22 protein-coding genes are annotated in these 16168 nt (G+C 68.7%); 10 read left to right on the top strand and 12 right to left on the bottom strand.

Annotated features, from left to right (window positions below; translation table 11 throughout):
• The first annotated feature begins 135 nt into the window (after window positions 1–135).
• The 4 genes from E1284_RS06415 (at window position 136) to E1284_RS06400 (ending at window position 3028) form a co-directional block, all read left to right on the top strand.
• A complete protein-coding gene (locus tag E1284_RS06415; protein ID WP_131938052.1) occupies window positions 136–1005 on the top strand; it encodes an HAD family hydrolase in 870 nt (289 codons plus the stop codon).
• Window positions 1006–1476: 471 nt separating this feature from the next.
• The gene (locus tag E1284_RS06410; RefSeq protein WP_131938051.1) at window positions 1477–1818 is read left to right on the top strand and encodes a hypothetical protein; all 342 of its coding nucleotides are present in this window, start codon (window positions 1477–1479) and stop codon (window positions 1816–1818) included.
• A gap of 277 nt (window positions 1819–2095) precedes the next feature.
• A complete protein-coding gene (locus E1284_RS06405; RefSeq protein WP_131938050.1) occupies window positions 2096–2563 on the top strand; it encodes a hypothetical protein in 468 nt (155 codons plus the stop codon).
• A gap of 246 nt (window positions 2564–2809) precedes the next feature.
• Window positions 2810–3028: a hypothetical protein gene (locus E1284_RS06400; RefSeq protein ID WP_131938049.1), complete on the top strand. Its 219-nt coding sequence runs from the start codon at window positions 2810–2812 to the stop codon at window positions 3026–3028.
• Window positions 3029–3062: 34 nt separating this feature from the next.
• Here the strand turns inward: E1284_RS06400 and E1284_RS06395 are convergent, their stop codons facing one another.
• From E1284_RS06395 to E1284_RS06385, 3 genes are all read right to left on the bottom strand, one after another.
• Window positions 3063–3782 carry a PaeR7I family type II restriction endonuclease gene (locus tag E1284_RS06395; protein WP_131938048.1) on the bottom strand — a complete coding sequence of 240 codons (720 nt, stop codon included), beginning with the start codon at window positions 3780–3782 and terminating at the stop codon, window positions 3063–3065.
• 25 nt (window positions 3783–3807) lie between these two features.
• Complete coding sequence (locus tag E1284_RS06390; RefSeq protein WP_131938047.1) at window positions 3808–5481, bottom strand: Eco57I restriction-modification methylase domain-containing protein; 1674 nt, start codon at window positions 5479–5481, stop codon at window positions 3808–3810.
• 97 nt (window positions 5482–5578) lie between these two features.
• The gene (locus tag E1284_RS06385; RefSeq protein WP_131938046.1) at window positions 5579–6784 is read right to left on the bottom strand and encodes an RNA-guided endonuclease InsQ/TnpB family protein; all 1206 of its coding nucleotides are present in this window, start codon (window positions 6782–6784) and stop codon (window positions 5579–5581) included.
• Window positions 6785–6834: 50 nt separating this feature from the next.
• Between E1284_RS06385 and E1284_RS06380 the strand changes: the two genes are divergently transcribed.
• Entirely contained in the window at window positions 6835–7011 is a 177-nt protein-coding gene (locus E1284_RS06380) for an Arc family DNA-binding protein (RefSeq protein WP_131938045.1), read from the top strand.
• A 155-nt stretch (window positions 7012–7166) separates the two neighbouring features.
• Here the strand turns inward: E1284_RS06380 and E1284_RS06375 are convergent, their stop codons facing one another.
• From E1284_RS06375 to E1284_RS06360, 4 genes are read right to left on the bottom strand one after another with little or no spacing between them, the layout of a single operon-like run.
• Entirely contained in the window at window positions 7167–7637 is a 471-nt protein-coding gene (locus E1284_RS06375) for an NUDIX hydrolase (protein WP_131938044.1), read from the bottom strand.
• A gap of 18 nt (window positions 7638–7655) precedes the next feature.
• The gene (locus tag E1284_RS06370) at window positions 7656–7835 is read right to left on the bottom strand and encodes a DUF397 domain-containing protein (RefSeq protein WP_131938043.1); all 180 of its coding nucleotides are present in this window, start codon (window positions 7833–7835) and stop codon (window positions 7656–7658) included.
• A gap of 10 nt (window positions 7836–7845) precedes the next feature.
• Window positions 7846–8025: a DUF397 domain-containing protein gene (locus E1284_RS06365; protein WP_131938042.1), complete on the bottom strand. Its 180-nt coding sequence runs from the start codon at window positions 8023–8025 to the stop codon at window positions 7846–7848.
• Window positions 8022–8837: a helix-turn-helix domain-containing protein gene (locus E1284_RS06360; protein WP_131938041.1), complete on the bottom strand. Its 816-nt coding sequence runs from the start codon at window positions 8835–8837 to the stop codon at window positions 8022–8024. The genes E1284_RS06365 and E1284_RS06360 overlap by 4 nt, the downstream gene beginning before the upstream one ends.
• A gap of 246 nt (window positions 8838–9083) precedes the next feature.
• On the opposite strand from E1284_RS06360, the gene E1284_RS06355 reads away from it, so the two are divergent.
• The 4 genes from E1284_RS06355 (at window position 9084) to E1284_RS06340 (ending at window position 11011) form a co-directional block, all read left to right on the top strand.
• Window positions 9084–9497, top strand: coding sequence for an ATP-binding protein (locus tag E1284_RS06355; protein ID WP_131938040.1), 414 nt, complete (start codon window positions 9084–9086; stop codon window positions 9495–9497).
• Window positions 9476–9850: a hypothetical protein gene (locus tag E1284_RS06350; protein WP_131938039.1), complete on the top strand. Its 375-nt coding sequence runs from the start codon at window positions 9476–9478 to the stop codon at window positions 9848–9850. The genes E1284_RS06355 and E1284_RS06350 overlap by 22 nt, the downstream gene beginning before the upstream one ends.
• A 413-nt stretch (window positions 9851–10263) precedes the next feature.
• On the top strand, window positions 10264–10599 hold the full coding sequence (locus tag E1284_RS06345; RefSeq protein WP_243714293.1) for an RNHCP domain-containing protein: 336 nt from the start codon (window positions 10264–10266) through the stop codon (window positions 10597–10599).
• Between the two features lies 1 nt (window position 10600).
• Complete coding sequence (locus E1284_RS06340; RefSeq protein WP_131938038.1) at window positions 10601–11011, top strand: RNHCP domain-containing protein; 411 nt, start codon at window positions 10601–10603, stop codon at window positions 11009–11011.
• Window positions 11012–11062: 51 nt separating this feature from the next.
• Here the strand turns inward: E1284_RS06340 and E1284_RS06335 are convergent, their stop codons facing one another.
• From E1284_RS06335 to E1284_RS06320, 4 genes are all read right to left on the bottom strand, one after another.
• Window positions 11063–11512 (bottom strand): hypothetical protein, encoded by a 450-nt coding sequence (locus E1284_RS06335; protein WP_131938037.1) that lies wholly within the window; start codon window positions 11510–11512, stop codon window positions 11063–11065.
• A gap of 14 nt (window positions 11513–11526) precedes the next feature.
• A complete protein-coding gene (locus tag E1284_RS06330) occupies window positions 11527–11937 on the bottom strand; it encodes a hypothetical protein (protein ID WP_131938036.1) in 411 nt (136 codons plus the stop codon).
• 133 nt (window positions 11938–12070) lie between these two features.
• Window positions 12071–13021 (bottom strand): prolyl aminopeptidase, encoded by a 951-nt coding sequence (gene pip / locus E1284_RS06325; protein ID WP_131938035.1) that lies wholly within the window; start codon window positions 13019–13021, stop codon window positions 12071–12073.
• A gap of 26 nt (window positions 13022–13047) precedes the next feature.
• The gene (locus E1284_RS06320; RefSeq protein WP_131938033.1) at window positions 13048–14223 is read right to left on the bottom strand and encodes a low temperature requirement protein A; all 1176 of its coding nucleotides are present in this window, start codon (window positions 14221–14223) and stop codon (window positions 13048–13050) included.
• Window positions 14224–14326: 103 nt separating this feature from the next.
• Between E1284_RS06320 and E1284_RS06315 the strand changes: the two genes are divergently transcribed.
• Window positions 14327–15196: an RNA polymerase sigma-70 factor gene (locus tag E1284_RS06315; protein WP_131938031.1), complete on the top strand. Its 870-nt coding sequence runs from the start codon at window positions 14327–14329 to the stop codon at window positions 15194–15196.
• Here E1284_RS06315 and E1284_RS06310 read toward each other — a convergent pair.
• On the bottom strand, window positions 15193–16155 hold the full coding sequence (locus E1284_RS06310) for a lysophospholipid acyltransferase family protein (protein ID WP_243714290.1): 963 nt from the start codon (window positions 16153–16155) through the stop codon (window positions 15193–15195). The two genes, E1284_RS06315 and E1284_RS06310, sit on opposite strands and share 4 nt — an antisense overlap.
• Window positions 16156–16168 lie beyond the last annotated feature (13 nt).

Raw genomic sequence — 16168 nt, 5'->3', positions numbered from 1 at the left:
GGCCGGGGCCGGATCCGCGTTTTCGCGAGGTGCTGCGTGAACGGCTGATGGCGGCCGCGGGCGACCGGGGTGAAGACCGTCGCAATCATCGCCGGGAGGACGGTCGCGGGGAGGCGGTTGACTAGGCTTCGCCTCATGCGGCGATTCTGGCAACGCGACGTGGACCACAAGAGCGCCGGGGAGGCCGCCGCCGCGGCAGCGGCCCCGCCCGGTCCGCTGCCCGTGCCCGACCCCGCCGCCGCCGCGTTCTTCGACGTCGACAACACGATGATGCGGGGCGCGTCCATCTACTACTTCGCGCGCGGCCTCGCCGCCCGCAAGCTGTTCACCATGCGCGACCTCGCGATGTTCGCGTGGGGGCAGGCCCTGTTCCGGATGCGCGGCACCGAGAACTCCGAGCACATCGGCAGCGCCAAGGAGGCCGCGCTCGCGTTCGTCGCCGGGCAGAAGGTCGCCCAGATCGTCACGCTCAGCGAGGAGATCTACGACGAGGTGATGGCCGACCGCATCTGGCACGGCACCCGCACCCTCGCGCTCCAGCACCTGGACGCCGGCCAGCAGGTGTGGCTCGTCACCGCCACGCCCGTCGAGGTCGCCCGGACGATCGCGCACCGCCTCGGCCTCACCGGCGCGCTCGGCACCGTCGCCGAGACCCGCGAGGGCCTCTACACCGGGCGGCTCGTCGGGAACCTGCTGCACGGGCCGGCGAAGGCGGAGGCCGTCCGGGCGCTCGCCCAGCGGGAGGGCCTCGACCTCGCGCGCTGCTCCGCCTACAGCGACTCGATCAACGACCTGCCGATGCTGACCGTGGTCGGGCACCCGCACGCCGTCAACCCCGACGCCGAACTGCGCGCCCACGCCAAGGAGCACGGCTGGCCGATCCACGACTTCCGCACCGGGCGCAAGGTGACGATGGTCGCACTGCCGGCCGCCGCGGGCGCGGGCGCACTGGCGGGCGGCGTCGCGGCCGGGATCGCCCTACGGCGCCACTACCGCGCGACCTGATCCGCCCCCGCCCCAACGCGCCCGGTCTCCGCAGGCGGATCCGGTCCCCGCACGGGGCGGCAAGTCGAGTCGCGTTTGCCCGTAACTGCTCCCCGCGTCCGCGAACGCCCGCGATGGCGACCATGCGGGCGCACAGTTGCAGGCATCCCCGCTGACCAGCTGATACCTATACGGTCACGCAACGCCTCCTGACGATCCCCGCCGCGGTCTCACCCCAGGCTCTCGCGATTAAGATCATCAAGTCCCCCTTCAAACGCCTTGGCGTGTGTCTGGCGACGGTGCTGACACTGGCGATCATGACCTCCGCCTGCGGCTCGATACCTCGCGACGAGTTCGTGGCCGAGATGCGGTCACGCGGCGGCGGACTGACCGCGGCCCTCGTCCGGGACGCAGCGGCCGCCTTCTCCAAGCACTACGGGACGGAGCGCCTCAGCTTCACCAGTCTCGCCCTTCGAGTCGGAGGACGCCGGCGTGACCGCCTACCTCCGCGTCCCCCGGCATCCCGACCAGCTGGACGAACTCACCTTCACTGAAGACGGTCTCGACGACCCGTCCCCCGTGAAGACCAGCGCCACCGACGACCTGGACCGCATGTCCTTCACCGTCCAGGACGTGCCGGGACTCCGCGGCGTGGAGAATCTCGTCGACACCGCGCTGGCGAAGACGCGCTACGAGGGCGGCTACGTCACAAGGATCACGGTGACCCGCAAAGCCTCCGCCCCCGAGATCACCGTCGCCGTCTCGTCTCCCCGCGCTAACGCCATGGTCGCCTTCGCGGCGGACGGGCGATTCACCAAGGTGAACCGCGTATGAGCCCCTGGCGCCGCGCACTCATCACACTCGCCGTGATGCTGCCGATCAGGGCATTCGCGGCGTACATGTGGCTTCTGCCCGCAATTGCCGTGTGCGCTTGTGGACGTGTGGTGATTGTTTGCGCGCAACGGCGAGACGCCCGTTGGGCTCCTGGATGGTGGCGCGTGTTGCGTTTCGCGGCGCGGGGCGTGACGAAGGTCGCATGCGTGGTCGGCGCCTGCCCGATCGCTGCGGAAACGAGCGTGCTTAGCGGAGCGTAGTCAGAGATCATGATCTGGTGCCTGACTTGCTGTGGGAGGACGTTCGCCGGTTCTTCGAGCCGGACGGCTCGTTGCTGGATGCGTATGTCTTCGATACGACGGTTGCGGACTGGCAGAACTTCGTTGATCTCGTCCGGTCGGTGGGCTGGTGGTTCGCCTATTCCGAGGACGGCCAGGCTGTGAGCTTGCCTGAGCGGGTTGAGGAGGTGTTGGCCCGACGCGGTGAAATGGGGGCGCTGCTGCAGGTCAGGCCGGTCCCGGAGGTGCTGGTCAACGTCCATTTCTTCATCGAAGAGGAGATCGAGGCCGATCTCGATCCCCGGGAGCTCCAGGGCCAGAAGCAGCTCGATGCCGTGTGCGCGTTCCTTCGAGCGGTCGGTCGCCGGCTGGGCAAGCCGATGTTTCTCACGCCCGAGAACGGTGCCGCGTATCCGTTGATCGGATACGACCTCGCCACTGATCGGGTCCTGCGGCTTGGGTCCTGAAGTGGTCGGATAGCTGGTGAGGGGCATCAGCTGGTCTCGTCTCGGCTGAACGGGTGGGAAGGCGACGTACTCGTGAGTCTCGGTCGCCTTGGTTGCGGATCGCGCAGGTGGGCGTAGGGCCGGGTGCCATAGAAGGCGGTGCGATCGATGCCGGATTCGCGGGCGAGGGTCTTGATGTCGAGCTTCCCGCCGGGTGGCAGGTCGCCGCCCAGGAGCCGGTCAATAGCGGCGCGGATCTTCGTCTGGATGGCCCCGTGGCTCTGCGACGCGCCCTACTCGGACCTCTTCGTCGTCTCCGACCGCGCAGGCCGAGGCACCAACTTCACGAGGTACTGCACGGGCCCCCGCGGCGAGCGCCAAGAAGTCGCCTCAATGCGCCCCGAACTGATCCTGTGGACGGCGTACTACCTGGTGATGGGCCCCGCCGCCACCCTGATCACCTACTTCCGCACGTCCAGGCCCTGACGCCCCCCGGCCATGCGGTGCCACCCGCCGGATGTCAGGGAACCTCCGGAGGGACGGGAACACCACCCCCGAACGCCCCGTGCAGATCCGCGGCGAAACGCTGCCAGCCAACGTCGGGGTCGGACTCGTGCCAACTGACGGGATCCTCCCGGACGCCTATCGCCCAGGTCAGGTGGAACAGGCCCGACTCGCGCATCCGATGGCACATGATCACGGCGCGTTCGAAGTAGGAGCGCCCGTCAAAGATCGGGTCGGCCCCGCCGAAGGCCGTCTGGGCCTCCACCGGCTCAAGGCTCTCGGGGGTGAGGCCCATGACGAAAACATAGGCTCGACGCAGATTCCTCATGAGCCTGCCGTTGAGTTCCGCCTGCCGCAGATCCTCGGCCATCCCGAATATCTCATCGGCACGATTGTTAAGGTTCTTGCCCTCGCTGCCCTTCATCGATTTGTACTCCACCACGAGCACGGGGCAACCCTGCTGGAGTACGAGCAGGTCCCATGCTTTGGACGGCCGGTAGTACCCGGGCAGGGTGGCCTTGCGATTGGTCCGAATTTCCAGATCGGACGCGCCTGTGCTCTGGATCTCGTCCACGATCAGGGCGTTCAGCCCGTCGAGATGCCCGGCACCGGTGACCGCTGACCGGTTGCCGCCCTGGGCGTGGCCGCCGGCTCTCGATTTTTCTTGCTGCTTGCGACGCACTCGAACCCAATGTTCAAGAGCAAGCTGCACTCTTTGCTCGGCCGTCTGGCCCATGGACTACTCCGGGAGGAGAAGAAAATCAGGGAAGGGCGCGTATCTTATAGGCACGTAGGGCCGCGGCCGTGGCAGCCGCCCGGTCTCGAGCCCTGAATGCCGTAACGAGCTCATCTGCTACGTCCGCAGAGATCCCCGCAGGCCGCGGAGCATGAACTCTTCGGAGATACTGAGCCTGAAAGCGCAAGGTGTTGCCGCGCATCTTCACGCAGTACGCCGCAATCTGGCGCTCTACCACCTCAGAGAGGAGGAGTCCGCCCAAGACCTCCAGGTCCCACTCCTGGGACACCAGGTAGTAGAGGTTGTGGTGCGGGTAGTGACCACCCGGCTCAAGCACGGGATTCGGCTGCCGCTTCATATCTTCGAGAAGCAGCTTGGGCTGGCCGGTGAGGGACGCGGTGACGCGGTCAATGGTGCGGAACCAACTCGCGGGTGACCGCTTCGAGATCGAACGGCGCAGGATGGCGTTCGCGTTCCTGCTGAGGTACTCGGACAACCGCGGCCATTCATCCAGGTCGACAAGACCGTCCTCGTCCCATGGATTGACCAGGTAATGCCCCGTCCAATCGTAGGTGCCGCTCTTCACGTCGGCGGACATGGCGAGCGGCAGCATGCGTTCCGGCTCGGCCGCCTCGGCGTCTCGCGTGATGTAAACGGCGTCGGCTCCGGTCGCGACACCGATCCCGATTCTGGTACCGGCTTCGCGATCTTCAAGCGGCGGATGCCGGTCTTGCAAGTCCTCAAGCCAAGCCAGGGCCTCAGGAGTTCCATCCGGCCACGAGTCGGCGGTGCTGTGCCAATGCGGTAGGCGCGACCCTCGAACGGCCGCGCCATGGAGGGGTTTACGCGTCCGGAGGCTCGCCCAGGACGCGAAGTCCGCAGCGGCTTTGAAATCGAAGGTCTCGCCGGCCTCGCCGATGCCCACGTCACCTTGCGGTCCACGCGTGAGCACCGTGATCGCCGGGTAGGCGGACACCTCGTTCTCGAACGCGGCGACGTCGTGCATCACCAAGCAGGAGTCAACGGCGAACCCGCCCTTGATGATCTTCTCCCGCAAACGGCGCCCGTACTGGTTCCGCATCCAGCGGTCAGCACAGATGAACGCCAGAGTGCCGCCCTCATCGAGCAGATCGAGGCCACGTTCGAAGAAACCGATGTACACGTCGGCCCTACCGCCCATTGTGGGACAGGCTCGGCGGTACGCGGCGAGGAGGCTGGGAGCCACATCTTCGATACGGATGTACGGGGGGTTTCCGACCACGTAATCTGCGCAGCCGGGGAACCCGTCGAGCAGGAAATCCCCTTCTCGTACCCAAGCGGTCGCGAGCCGGTTCGCCGTTTCAGCCGGGCACCCCGACCTGATGAGCCGTGCTGTGACGAGGCTTCGGCAACTGCGCACATGCCCAGGCTGAACGTCCATGGCGAGGATGGCCGGGAGCAACTCATCCCAAGGTCCGTCGGGCGAGTACTTCTCCCTGGCTTCGAGCAACCGGTCCAGGACTGGCATGAGAAAGGCACCGGACCCGATGGCGGGCTCTACAAGCCTCTTCGTCGTCAGGTCCGTATCGACGGAGTAGCCGCACAGGTCGAGGATCAGTTCAACGATCCATCGCCGGGTGAAGACCTCCCCGTACTGGACGGGCGCGGCGCCTGCATGCGGCGCCGTGTCGGCAAGGCTCCCACCCGGCTCCGTGAGCATGGACTTCATCGTAGACGCCCCCTTTGACTGCTCCCCTCTCTGAAGGGAGGGGATTCTCTTGGTCCCTCCCGCCATGAGAACTGCGGGGATACACGGCTCAGGCAGCCTCCCGCCCCGGCGGGGCGGGAGGTCTTCCGCCATCGGCACCGTCCGGGTCCAGACCTGCCCGGACCAGCATCACGCGTGCGGAGTTCTTGTCCCTCGGGCGGGACGTCCCGCACGCGGTGCAGGTGTAGATGCGTTCGGACAGCGGCAGGCGGTGCTTGGCTCTCGCACCGCACTCGCCGCAGTCCATCGTGGTGTGCGCCGGATCCACCAGCCGGATGTCCCGGCAATGCTTGCGGCCCATCTCGATCAGGGCCCGCTTGGTGTCGCCGATCGCGGCGTCGGCGGCCTTGCGCGCCATCGTGCTCTTGGCCAGGAACTTGGGGCGGAAGTCCTCCACCGCGACCGCGTCATGGTCGCGCACGACCGTCTTCGCCCATTTACGGGCGTCGTCGCGGCGCTGCCGGGCGACCTTCGTGTGCACCTTGGCAGCCCGCTGCTGCGCCCGCCGGTACCCCTTGGACTGCTTGTTTCCCGTGGGGGCGCGGCGCCGCGCCATCTGCCGCTGGTAGCGGGCGAGCTTTTCGGCGGCCTTGCGGCCGTGCTCGGAGTGCGGCAGGTCGTAGTCGTCACTGGTGGTCGTCGCGGTCTCTTTCACGCCCCAGTCCACGCCCAGGACCCGGCCGGTGGCGGGCAGCGGCTCCACCTGCGCGGGCACGACGAACGAGGCGTACCAGTGCCCGAGACAGTCGCGGCGGATCCGCACCGAGGACGGCTCGGCGGGCAGGTCCCGCGACCACACCACCCCCGCCGTGATGCCCCCGGCCAAGCGCAGGCGCCCACCGGTGAGGCGGAACCCGCGGCGGGTGTAGTTCATCGTCGGATCGGCCAGGTCCCGCTTCTTGAAACGCGGCATCCCCGCCCGCTGCTTGACCGGCAGGCGTTCGGCGATGTCGGCGAGCGCCTTGGTTCGGGCCTTGCCGAAGTCGCGGATGACCTGCTGCTGCGGCACTGAGGCCCCCGCGCGCAGCCACCGCCTGCCGGCGCGCCATCCGGTGAGCATCTTGTCCAGCTGCGCGGGGCCGCACGTCCGCCCAGCCGTGTACGCGGCCTTGGACTGCGCGACGCATTCGTTCCACACCCACCGGCAGCGGTCCCACTCGGCCAGCAGCGCCCGCTCGGCGGTCGACGACAGCCGGAGGCGGTAGCCGAACCGGGCATTCCCGGTGTCGCTATCGCGTCGTTTCGGTGTCGTCATGCCACTGACCCTACACTGACTGAACGTGTTCATGGCGTTACTCTGGAGTCATGGATGACAAGCGCATCACACTGCGGATCCCTGTGGACATCCACGCCCGCCTGGTCGAGCAGGCGTCCGCCGACCGGCGCTCCCTCAACTCCGAGATCCTCTACCTGCTGGAGACGGCCCTCGGCGGCGCCGGGGGCGACGCCGATCCGCCCGGAGCGCGGATCGGCTTTCCCTGACCCGCCCCGCGGGAGGCCGGATTCCTCCCCGGCCTGAAGGCCTGGGCATCCTCCGGGAGACACGGGTGACACGGGTGACACCACAGCGCTACCACACTGGCCTCCTTGCCCTGGTGCCAGTTCGCCGCGCCGGGGCCGGGGACTCTCGCCTGGATTCAGCCGAGGTGAGGTGTGTGCCGGTCTTCGAGGTAGTGACGCAGCCTTAAGCGCTGGGTGTGGTGCATGGGGAGGTCGTCCAACTCTCCGACCGGAACCCAACGGACCTCCAGGGACTCGTCGCTGACTCGAAGCTCGCCGCCCAGCAGGCGAGCTTGGAAGCAGACGTTGAACTGTCGGCGGACCTCGCCGTCCGAGTAGGCGATGATGTGCAGCGGGTCGGTGTAGGTGCCGACCAGGCCCGTGACCTCGATCTCGTACCCGGTCTCCTCCCTGACCTCCCGGACGGCCGCACCCGGCAGGGACTCGTCCAAGTTCATCCCACCGCCCGGCAGCGCCCAGAGCCCCGAGTCGGCCCGGCGCTGCATGAGCACCTCGCCGCGCTCATTGGCGACCACCGCCGAGGCAGCAACGACCACCGAGTTCGGGACCGGCGCGGCCGGATCGTCGTAGTACTCAACACGAGCCACTACTGGCCGCCCGCCGCACTAACGACCGGTCAGGCCGCGCAGCGCCGCCCGCAGGACCGGACGCGGAACGAGCAGAACCGCCCCGTCCGGGTCCTTCGAGTCCCGCACGGCAACCCCGCCCCTCAGGCTGGCCAACTCGACGCAGCTGCCCCCGTCGCTGCCGCTGAGCCTCGACTTGCGCCAGGTCACGTCCTGCATCGGGCCTCCCTCATGCAGTCGCGCGCCGGATCGCCTCACGCAACACGGCCGGACGGACCAGGACAACCGGACCCTCCGGGTCCTTTGAATCCCTAATAGCGACCCCGTTCTCCGCGCTGGCCAGCTCAACGCACTCACCGCCATCGCTGCCACTGTGACTCGACTTGCGCCACGGAAGGTCTCGCTTCATGTTTTCCACTTCTCTTCAATCGTGCGGTTGATCAGGTCAGCACTCATTTTTGTCGGGAGGGCCTGTGTGCTGATTGCGTCGAACCTGTCCTTGAGCTTGAAGATGTCCTCTCGCGCGTCCATCATGATGCCACGCGCGGCAGTCTCGATGTAAGCGATCTCCTCGCCATCCGGCATAGTGGCAAGGGTGAACGATCCTTGGTTTCCTGGATGGGGCACACCGTTGGGGATTACCTGGATACCGAGACGGGGCCCGATGCTCTGGCTGAGCCGCTCCAGTTGAAGCCGCATCACGTCCGGCCCTCCAACGTCGTTCCAGAGGACGGTTTCGGGAAGGATGTAGATCAAACGCGGCGGCAGCGGGTCCGTCCGAGTGAGGATGGACTGTCGAGCCATCCGCGCATCGATCGCCTCACGGTCACCGAAGAGCAGCGTGCTCGCATACGCCTCCGTCTGGAGTAGGCCGTAGACGACATGGGGACCGTAGACCTTGAGGGTTCCCGTTTTCTCCTCGACGCCGGGCCACTTGCGGAACCACTCGGGGAAGCCGTCCTTCTTGTCGCCGAACAGGCCGTCGTGGAGGTGGGCGAGGGCCTGCTTGGTGTCGAGGGACGCGTCGCAGTGTTCGGCGAAGTTTCGTTCGCAGTGGCATTCGGCGCGTTCGACGGCGCCGATGAAGGACGGGCTGTAGGGGATCTTGTCGGCGAGCTGCTTGATGCTGTAGTTCGCGAGGACGCGGTATCTGCGGACTTCTGATCCGAACAGATCTAGGGCGCTGTTCGACGGGGTGAGGCGCTTCGGGGGTTGCGGCATGGCTTCTCCCTATGACCAGCCATGACCAGCGACGACCAGTGGTCGGGGGCCATGGTCCGAGGTTGCCCTGTGGGTTTCCTTTCGCATTTCCCAGCATGCCACTTTGCGCGATGCTCGGCCAGGGGATGACAGAAAAAGGGTCGGCATGTTCGACACCGATCTTTTGACAGTTCCCCCCGAAACGGTCATAGCGGAATTCGTTTTCGCAACCTGTCGGGCAAATCGGACGGCATGGAGTGCTGAGCAATGAATCAATTCACAAAGGGAGTGGCCGCGATGTGCGACGAGGGCGTATCGACGCTCGTCCTCGAACCGGACGAGCACGCGCCGGCCAGGGCGCGGCGGTTCGTCGCCGAGAGGTTCGCCGGGTGGGGCATCGCCGACGACTACACCGGGCGGCTCATCGTCTCCGAGCTGGTCACGAACGCGCTGCTGCACGGGGAGGGGCCGATCGTCCTGCGCGTGTTCCGGGACGAGCGCGACCGCCTCCCCACGATCGAGGTCCGGGACGGCGGTGACGGACAGCCGGTGGTCCAGCCGGAGAACTGCGCGGCGGTCAGCGGGCGCGGGCTCCAGATGGTGGCAGGACTCGCCCACGACTGGGGGACGCGGCCGCTGGTGGAAGGAGGGAAGCTGGCATGGGCGAAGTGCGGGATCTGACCGTCCGGGCCGAGCGTCATCTGCTGCGGTGGCGCACCCGGCTGGGATACGAGACGGCCACCCGGCATCTGGACGACCTCGCCGCGGCGCTCGCTCCCCAGGGCTGGCGGTTCGTGAAGTTCTACCGGCGTGAGGAGTTCCCCGTCCCCGCCCCGCTGCTCTGGATCCACGCGAGCGGGACCAAGGACGTCGGCATCGTGGTCAGCGTTCTCGCCGTCCCCGGCCGCACCTGGGCCTACCACGACGCCCAGCGGGGACGGCGCGGATACCTGTGTCCTTGCGGCGACACCGGGACAGCCGCCGCCCAAATCGACCGTCTTCTCAAGCACCGCCTCTTCCCTGCGACGTGGTGATGACCATGGCGTGGGCTGAGTGCGGGCCGCGCATGCGGCTGGGTTTCCTTTCGGGAGGTGCGCTGTGACCTTGCTCGTCCTCACCGCCATCGCCGGGTGCGCGGCCGCCCTGGCAGGGGCCGCGGCACTGCTCGTGGCGGATCGGCGGCGTCCGAGATACGTCGGCCGACACCGCGCGATGTTCTGACCTGCCCGCGTCCGGTCGAAGGCGAGGAAAACCAGTCGCGCGGGACGCGGGGCGGTGTCTACGCTGGCCAGTCAGTCCAGATCGCGTGTACCTGGCCTTGTGCCTTAGGAAGAGGGTTTATGTCCCGGCCCGTGCCGAGCGTTACTCGGCGCATTCCGTAACCGTTCGCCGAGACCGCTCGGCCGCCTCTTGCTGTCTTCGACGACTCTCAGCAAGGAGCATCCGGGTGTCCGACACCTTCCTCTGCATCAAATGCGGTCTGACCGTCACCGTCCGCGCCGCTGACGGTACGCGCCGCAACCATTGTCCCGCGTGCCTGCATTCCGAGCACGTCATCGACCACATCGACGGCGGGCCGAGCGACTGCCGCTCGCGCATGATGCCCATCGCCATCGCCGTTCTGCGCAACGGCGACTGGATGGTCATTCACCGCTGCGTGGGCTGCGACCTGCTCACGTCCAACCCGGTATGCACGGATGACAACCAGCTCATCCTCATGCGCATGGCGGTGCGTCCGCTGGCGGAGCCGCCGTTCCCCCTCGAAACGTTCGGATCGCTTTGACATGCCGAGGCGTAAGAACTCGCGGGAACGCCGCCCCCAGCGACGCAAGGACGTCCTCCATATCCACGGCGGACGCGCGGACGCCTTCCGCTGCGTCGGGTGCCGGCTCGACGTGTCCCTGGACGCGCCGGGCAGCGCCCACCGCAACCACTGCCCGAACTGCCTGGTCAGCCTGCATGTGGACCACCGCGTTCCGGGCGATCGCGCGTCCGCGTGCCGCAGGCGCATGGAGCCGCTGACGCTGTCCGCGCGCCCCGACGGCGAGTGGATGATCATCCATCAGTGCCAGACCTGCGAGAAGGTCAGCGCCAACCGCATCGCCGGTGACGACAACGTGCTGGTCCTGATGCGCCTGGCCTTGAAACCCCTCCAGGACGGGGCCATCGCCACCCGCACGATGCTGACCCTGTGAAGGCCGCCGTGGGCGGTGCCGCCGGGCACCGCCCACGGCCTGACCGCGGACTCAGCCGCAGTGCTGGGCCGACTTGTAGAGATGGGCGAACTCGTCGTAGTAGTAGGTGCTGGCGACGATGGAGATGCACATGCCGCGGCCCTTCACCTTCACCGGGCCGGCGTACTGCCAGTACTTGCCGTTGTCCTGGTCGATGTTGACGCCCCAGCGGATGTTGTCCTCGGTGAGCGTCGTGTTGTAGATCTCGATGCTGATCTCGTGCTTGAACTGCGAGTAGTACGCCGTCTTGACGTTGACCGCGCAGTTGTACCCGGTACTGGAGTTGTAGTACAGGTACACGTGGCTCAGCGTGTTCACCGGCGATTTCACCGCGTAGGTGTCGATGAGGGAGCCGGAGCAGCCGTAGCCGCCCGCGTGGGCGGCCGGCGACACCGCCATGGTGAAGCCCGCGGCGACGGCGAGCGTGGTGGCGGCCGCCGCGGCGCGATGGCGCAGGCGCATGGTGTTCCCCGTTCTCAGCAGCGCTCGCTGGACTTGGCGGACGCCCCGTTGGGGATCCAGCCGATCGCCTGCGTGCAGTGCGCGAGGGTGCTGGCGCCGAGCGACCAGACCTCCTTGGTCTTCGTCCGGCACTGGGTGCCTTCCAGCGTCTTGGTGCTGTTGTCGCCGACGGCGGCGCACGCGCTCCAGGAGCTGTGGGAACTGCGGTATCCCTCCCACACGTACACGTAGGCCCAGTTCTTCCCGCAGCCCTTGAACTGCTTCACCGAGGCGAAGGTCTGGCCGCCCGAGTAGATGTGCGCGGTGCTGCCGATCTGCACGGTGCCGGAGCACCCGGGAGCCGACTCGGCGTTGGCGATGCCCGGAATCCCCACGACCGCGGGCACGGCGAGGAGACCCGCCAGGGCCGTCTTGGCAAGCTTCATGACGTCGATCGCCCTCCTGTCCAGGGTCCGCCCAGCGCGGACGGCGCCAGCCTGGCAGCGCGACCCTGTTGTCCGATACGCCCCCTGACAAGCGATGACGTCATCTGACAAAGTCCTTACAGCCGCCCGCCGCTCACATCCCCGCGAAGGCATCGAGCGCCCGGACGACATGGCCGCGCGCCGCCGCACCGCCCAGATGCCCCGCGTCCTCCACGACGATCAGTTCCGAGCCGCGCCAGGCCCGGTGCAGTTCCCAGGCCGTGTCGAGCGGCCCGCCCATGTCGAGCCGCCCGTGGACGAGGACGCCCGGAATGCCGTCCAGCCGGTTCGCCTCGCGCAGCAGCACGCCTTCGTCCAGCCACGCGCCATGGGAGAAGTAGTGGGCGCACAGGCGCACCAGCGCCAGCCGCGCCGCCGGTGGACGGGCGCCGTAGGGGTTCGCGGCGCCCTTCGTCTCCCCCGACAGGACGGCGTCCTCCCACGCGCACCAGTCGGCCGTCGCCCGCTCCCGCACGGCGGCGTCGGGATGCTCCGTCAAGCGCGCGTAGGCCGCGGCGATGTCGACGCCGGTCCGGGCCCCGGGAGCGCTCGCGGCGAACTGCTCCCACTGCTCGGGGAAGAAGCGTCCTACACCCCGGTACAGCCAGTCGATCTCCGACCGCCGGGTCGTGGTGACGCTGGAGATGACGATCTCCGAGACGCGCTCGGGGTGCCGTTCGGCGTAGGCCAGCAGGAGCGTCGAGCCCCAGGAACCGCCGTGCAGCAGCCAGCGGTCGATGCCGAGATGCCCGCGGAGCCGCTCCATGTCGGCGACCAGGTGCCAGGTGGTGTTGTGCCGGAGGTCCGTCGCCGGGTCGCTCGCGTGCGGGGTGCTGCGCCCGCAGCCGCGCTGGTCGAACAGGACGACCCGGTACCGGTCCGGGTCGAAGTGGCGGCGCATCGTAGGACGGCATCCCGACCCCGGCCCGCCGTGGACGACGAGCGCCGGTTTGCCCTGGGGGTTGCCGCAGGTCTCCCAGTACACCCGGTTGCCGTCGCCGACATCGAGCATTCCCGTCTCATACGGCTCTAACGCGGGACGCATCCGCCTCTTCCTCCTGCTCGGGCCATTCACTGCTCCGTCTGAGGGGCATTACGGCCTTGGCCCCGCGCCAGGGTGGTGGTCAGGAGCAGGACGAGCAGGGCCGCGATGACGGTGAGGCTCGCCGCGATGCCGATGCCGGGCGCGGCGAAGATCGTGAGGAGGACCAGGACGGCCGTGGTCGTGATCAGTTCCGGACGGACGGCCGTCCGCCGCATCGGCGCGTGCAACGCCCACAGCATGACCAGGAAGACGGCGATGGGGACGGCGACCGTCGCGACCACGGTGTGCGCGCCGGCGTGGATCTCGCCCGTGGAGACGACCGCCACCTCCAGACCGGCGCCGAGGGCGGCCAGCGCGGCGAAGACCAGGTAGTGGCCGTAGCCCCAGGCGAAGGACCAGTCGCGGCGCGCCGCGAGGCCCTCGCCGGCGGGCTCGGAGAAGTAGATCCACCAGAGCGTGAACAGGATGGCGAGCCCGGCCAGCGCGATGACCACGAGATCGGCGTTCAAGCCGTGCTCGACGGAGTCCTGCACGGCGTTCGTCGCGGCGAGGACGCTCTCGCCCAGCAGGATGATCGTGAACAGCCCGTACCGTTCGGCGATGTGGTGCGGGTGCCAGGTCGTCATCCGGGGGCGTTCCGCGATCGGCGGCACGGAGAGTTCGAGCACCACGAGGAAGATGAACACCCACGGCCCGCCGTCGCCGTCCGGCAGCGCGAGCCGCGACAGCCACAGGACCTGGAGGAACGCGACCCCGGCCGCGTAGCGGAGGGCGGTGGCGCGTCCCTCCGGGTGGGCGGCCGCGGCGCGCAGCCACAGGCTCACCAGGCCGGCGCGCATGACGAGGTAGCCGATGGTGACCGTGGTGAAGTCGCCGTCGAACGCGTCGGGCACCCCGGCCGCCAGCAGCAGGACGCCCGCCATCTGCACGAACGTCATGATCCGGTACGGGACGTCGTCGGTGTCGTACGCGGACGCGAACCACGTGAAGTTCATCCACGCCCACCAGATGGCGAAGAACACCATGAGGAACGGCGCGACGGCGTCTCCGACGTGGCCGTCCGCCACCGCGTGGGCGAACCGGCCGGCGACCTGGGAGACGGCGGCGACGAAGGTAAGATCGAACAGGAGTTCGAGCGGGCTGGACACGCGGTGCGGCTCGCCCAGGTCGCGGGCGACCATGCGGCGGCGGATCGGCGGCATCCGCTCAGAGTAGATCGCCGGACGCCGCCGTCCGCGATGCCGGCCGGACGGGTCCCGCTTCTGCCCATAAAATGGGGCGGCCGGCGACCGCGGAAGGGGCACGATCACGGACGGAACGCTCGACGAGGCCGCGTCGGTGTTCGCCGGCCTGCGGCCCCGCCTGTTCGGCATCGCCTACCAGATGCTCGGCGGCGTCGCCGAGGCCGAGGACGTCGTCCAGGAGACGTGGGTCAAGTGGCAGACGACCGACCGCGAGCCCGTGCGGGATCCCGCCGCCTTCCTGGTGACGATGACGACCCGGCTCGCGATCAACGTGATCCAGTCGGCGCGGCGGCGGCGGGAGAAGTACGTCGGCCCGTGGCTTCCCGAGCCGATCGACACCGGCGGCGGGCCCGAGGCGGGCGCCGAGCAGGCCGCCGACGTCGAACTGGCCGTCCTGATGCTGCTGGAGCGGCTGTCCCCGCCGGAGCGGGCCGCGTACGTGCTGCGCGAGTCGTTCGACTACCCCTACGCCGACATCGCGGCGATCCTGCAGGTGACCGAGGCGAACGCGCGGCAGCTCGCCAGCCGGGGGCGCAGGCGGGTGGCGGCGGGGCGCCGCAATCCGGTGAGCCGGGCCGCGCACCGGCGGCTGCTGGAGACGTTCCTCGCGGCGGCCCGCACCGGCGACCTCGACGCCCTGGAGTCGCTCCTCGCCGAGGACGCGGTCAGCTACTCCGACGGCAACGGCGCGGTGCGCGGCGCGTCCCGGATCCCCATCATCGGACGGGAGCGGGTCGCGAAGGTCGTCGTCGCGTACGCGCCCCGGTTCTGGACCGGCACGACCGTCTCGTGGGTCGAGGCGAACGGGCGGCCGGCGATCCTCGTCTCGCGGGACGGCGCCGCCTACGCGCTCATCACGATCACCGCGTCCGACGACGGCATCGACCAGCTGCTGTGGGTCCTGAACCCCGACAAGCTCCGCGGATACTAGAGGAACGCCGGGCCGCGGCGCAGCAGCGCCTCGTACAGCATGTGCTGGATGTTCTCCCGGACGTGGTCGGTGATCTCGAACACCGTCATCGGGTCGTCGGCGTCCTCGGCGTCGTAGTCGTCCAGCGTCATCGGCGCGCCGAACTGGATCACCCACCGGGACGGCAGCGGGACGAGGCCGCCCAGCCCGAGCAGCGGGAACGTCGGCGTGATCGGGAAGTACGGGAGGCCGAGCAGCCGGGCCAGCGGCCGCAGGTCGGCGATCTTGGGGTAGATCTCCTCGGCGCCGACGATGGCGCACGGGACGATCGGGACGCCGGCGCGCAGCGCGGTGCCGACGAAGCCGCCGCGGCCGAAGCGCTGCAGCTTGTACCGGTCGGCGAACGGCTTGCCGACGCCCTTGAAGCCCTCCGGGAACACCCCGACCAGCTCGCCCTTGCCGAGCAGGCGGGCGGCGTCGGCCTGGCACGCGAGGGTGTGGCCGGCCTTGCGGGCCAGATGGGCGAGCACCGGGATCTGGTAGACGAGGTCGGCGCCGAGCAGCCGGATGCACCGGTCGGCGTTGTCGTGCAGCGCGACCGACAGCATCAGCGCGTCCAGCGGGATGGTGCCCGAGTGGTTCGCGACGAGCAGCGCGCCGCCCTCGGGGACGTTCTCCAGACCGGTGACCTCGACGCGGAACCAGTGCTCGTACAGCGCGCGGGCGGCCGGCAGCAAGACCGTGGAGTTGAACTCGGGGTCGAAGCCGAACTCGTCGACCTCGTACTCGCCGGCCAGCCGGCGGCGCAGGAACGCCAGCCCGGAGGCGATGCCGCGCTCCAGCGGGCTCTGCTCGCCGCCGGACTCGCCGCCCCCGGCGGCGGAACCGGAGTCGCCGGATTCCCGCTGGTGGCCCGTGTCGAGCCGGATGACCTGCGCGCCTTCGTCGTCACCGTCGTCCATATAACGGGCGTTCATCATCCGGGCTCCCCTT

Origin of the sequence: Actinomadura bangladeshensis (assembly GCF_004348335.1) — a bacterium.
Lineage (GTDB): Bacteria > Actinomycetota > Actinomycetes > Streptosporangiales > Streptosporangiaceae > Spirillospora > Spirillospora bangladeshensis.
This window is presented reverse-complemented; position numbering and strand designations above follow the sequence as displayed.

Coding starts and splice junctions, on each gene's coding strand:
- E1284_RS06415 (WP_131938052.1), top strand. CDS start 136: ATGCGGCGATTCTGGCAACGCGACGTGGACCACAAGAGCGCCGGGGAG.
- E1284_RS06400 (WP_131938049.1), top strand. CDS start 2,810: ATGGCCCCGTGGCTCTGCGACGCGCCCTACTCGGACCTCTTCGTCGTC.
- E1284_RS06395 (WP_131938048.1), bottom strand. CDS start 3,782: ATGGGCCAGACGGCCGAGCAAAGAGTGCAGCTTGCTCTTGAACATTGG.
- E1284_RS06390 (WP_131938047.1), bottom strand. CDS start 5,481: ATGCTCACGGAGCCGGGTGGGAGCCTTGCCGACACGGCGCCGCATGCA.
- E1284_RS06385 (WP_131938046.1), bottom strand. CDS start 6,784: ATGACGACACCGAAACGACGCGATAGCGACACCGGGAATGCCCGGTTC.
- E1284_RS06380 (WP_131938045.1), top strand. CDS start 6,835: ATGGATGACAAGCGCATCACACTGCGGATCCCTGTGGACATCCACGCC.
- E1284_RS06370 (WP_131938043.1), bottom strand. CDS start 7,835: ATGCAGGACGTGACCTGGCGCAAGTCGAGGCTCAGCGGCAGCGACGGG.
- E1284_RS06365 (WP_131938042.1), bottom strand. CDS start 8,025: ATGAAGCGAGACCTTCCGTGGCGCAAGTCGAGTCACAGTGGCAGCGAT.
- E1284_RS06360 (WP_131938041.1), bottom strand. CDS start 8,837: ATGCCGCAACCCCCGAAGCGCCTCACCCCGTCGAACAGCGCCCTAGAT.
- E1284_RS06355 (WP_131938040.1), top strand. CDS start 9,084: ATGAATCAATTCACAAAGGGAGTGGCCGCGATGTGCGACGAGGGCGTA.
- E1284_RS06350 (WP_131938039.1), top strand. CDS start 9,476: ATGGGCGAAGTGCGGGATCTGACCGTCCGGGCCGAGCGTCATCTGCTG.
- E1284_RS06340 (WP_131938038.1), top strand. CDS start 10,601: ATGCCGAGGCGTAAGAACTCGCGGGAACGCCGCCCCCAGCGACGCAAG.
- E1284_RS06335 (WP_131938037.1), bottom strand. CDS start 11,512: ATGCGCCTGCGCCATCGCGCCGCGGCGGCCGCCACCACGCTCGCCGTC.
- E1284_RS06330 (WP_131938036.1), bottom strand. CDS start 11,937: ATGAAGCTTGCCAAGACGGCCCTGGCGGGTCTCCTCGCCGTGCCCGCG.
- pip (WP_131938035.1), bottom strand. CDS start 13,021: ATGCGTCCCGCGTTAGAGCCGTATGAGACGGGAATGCTCGATGTCGGC.
- E1284_RS06320 (WP_131938033.1), bottom strand. CDS start 14,223: ATGCCGCCGATCCGCCGCCGCATGGTCGCCCGCGACCTGGGCGAGCCG.
- E1284_RS06310 (WP_243714290.1), bottom strand. CDS start 16,155: ATGATGAACGCCCGTTATATGGACGACGGTGACGACGAAGGCGCGCAG.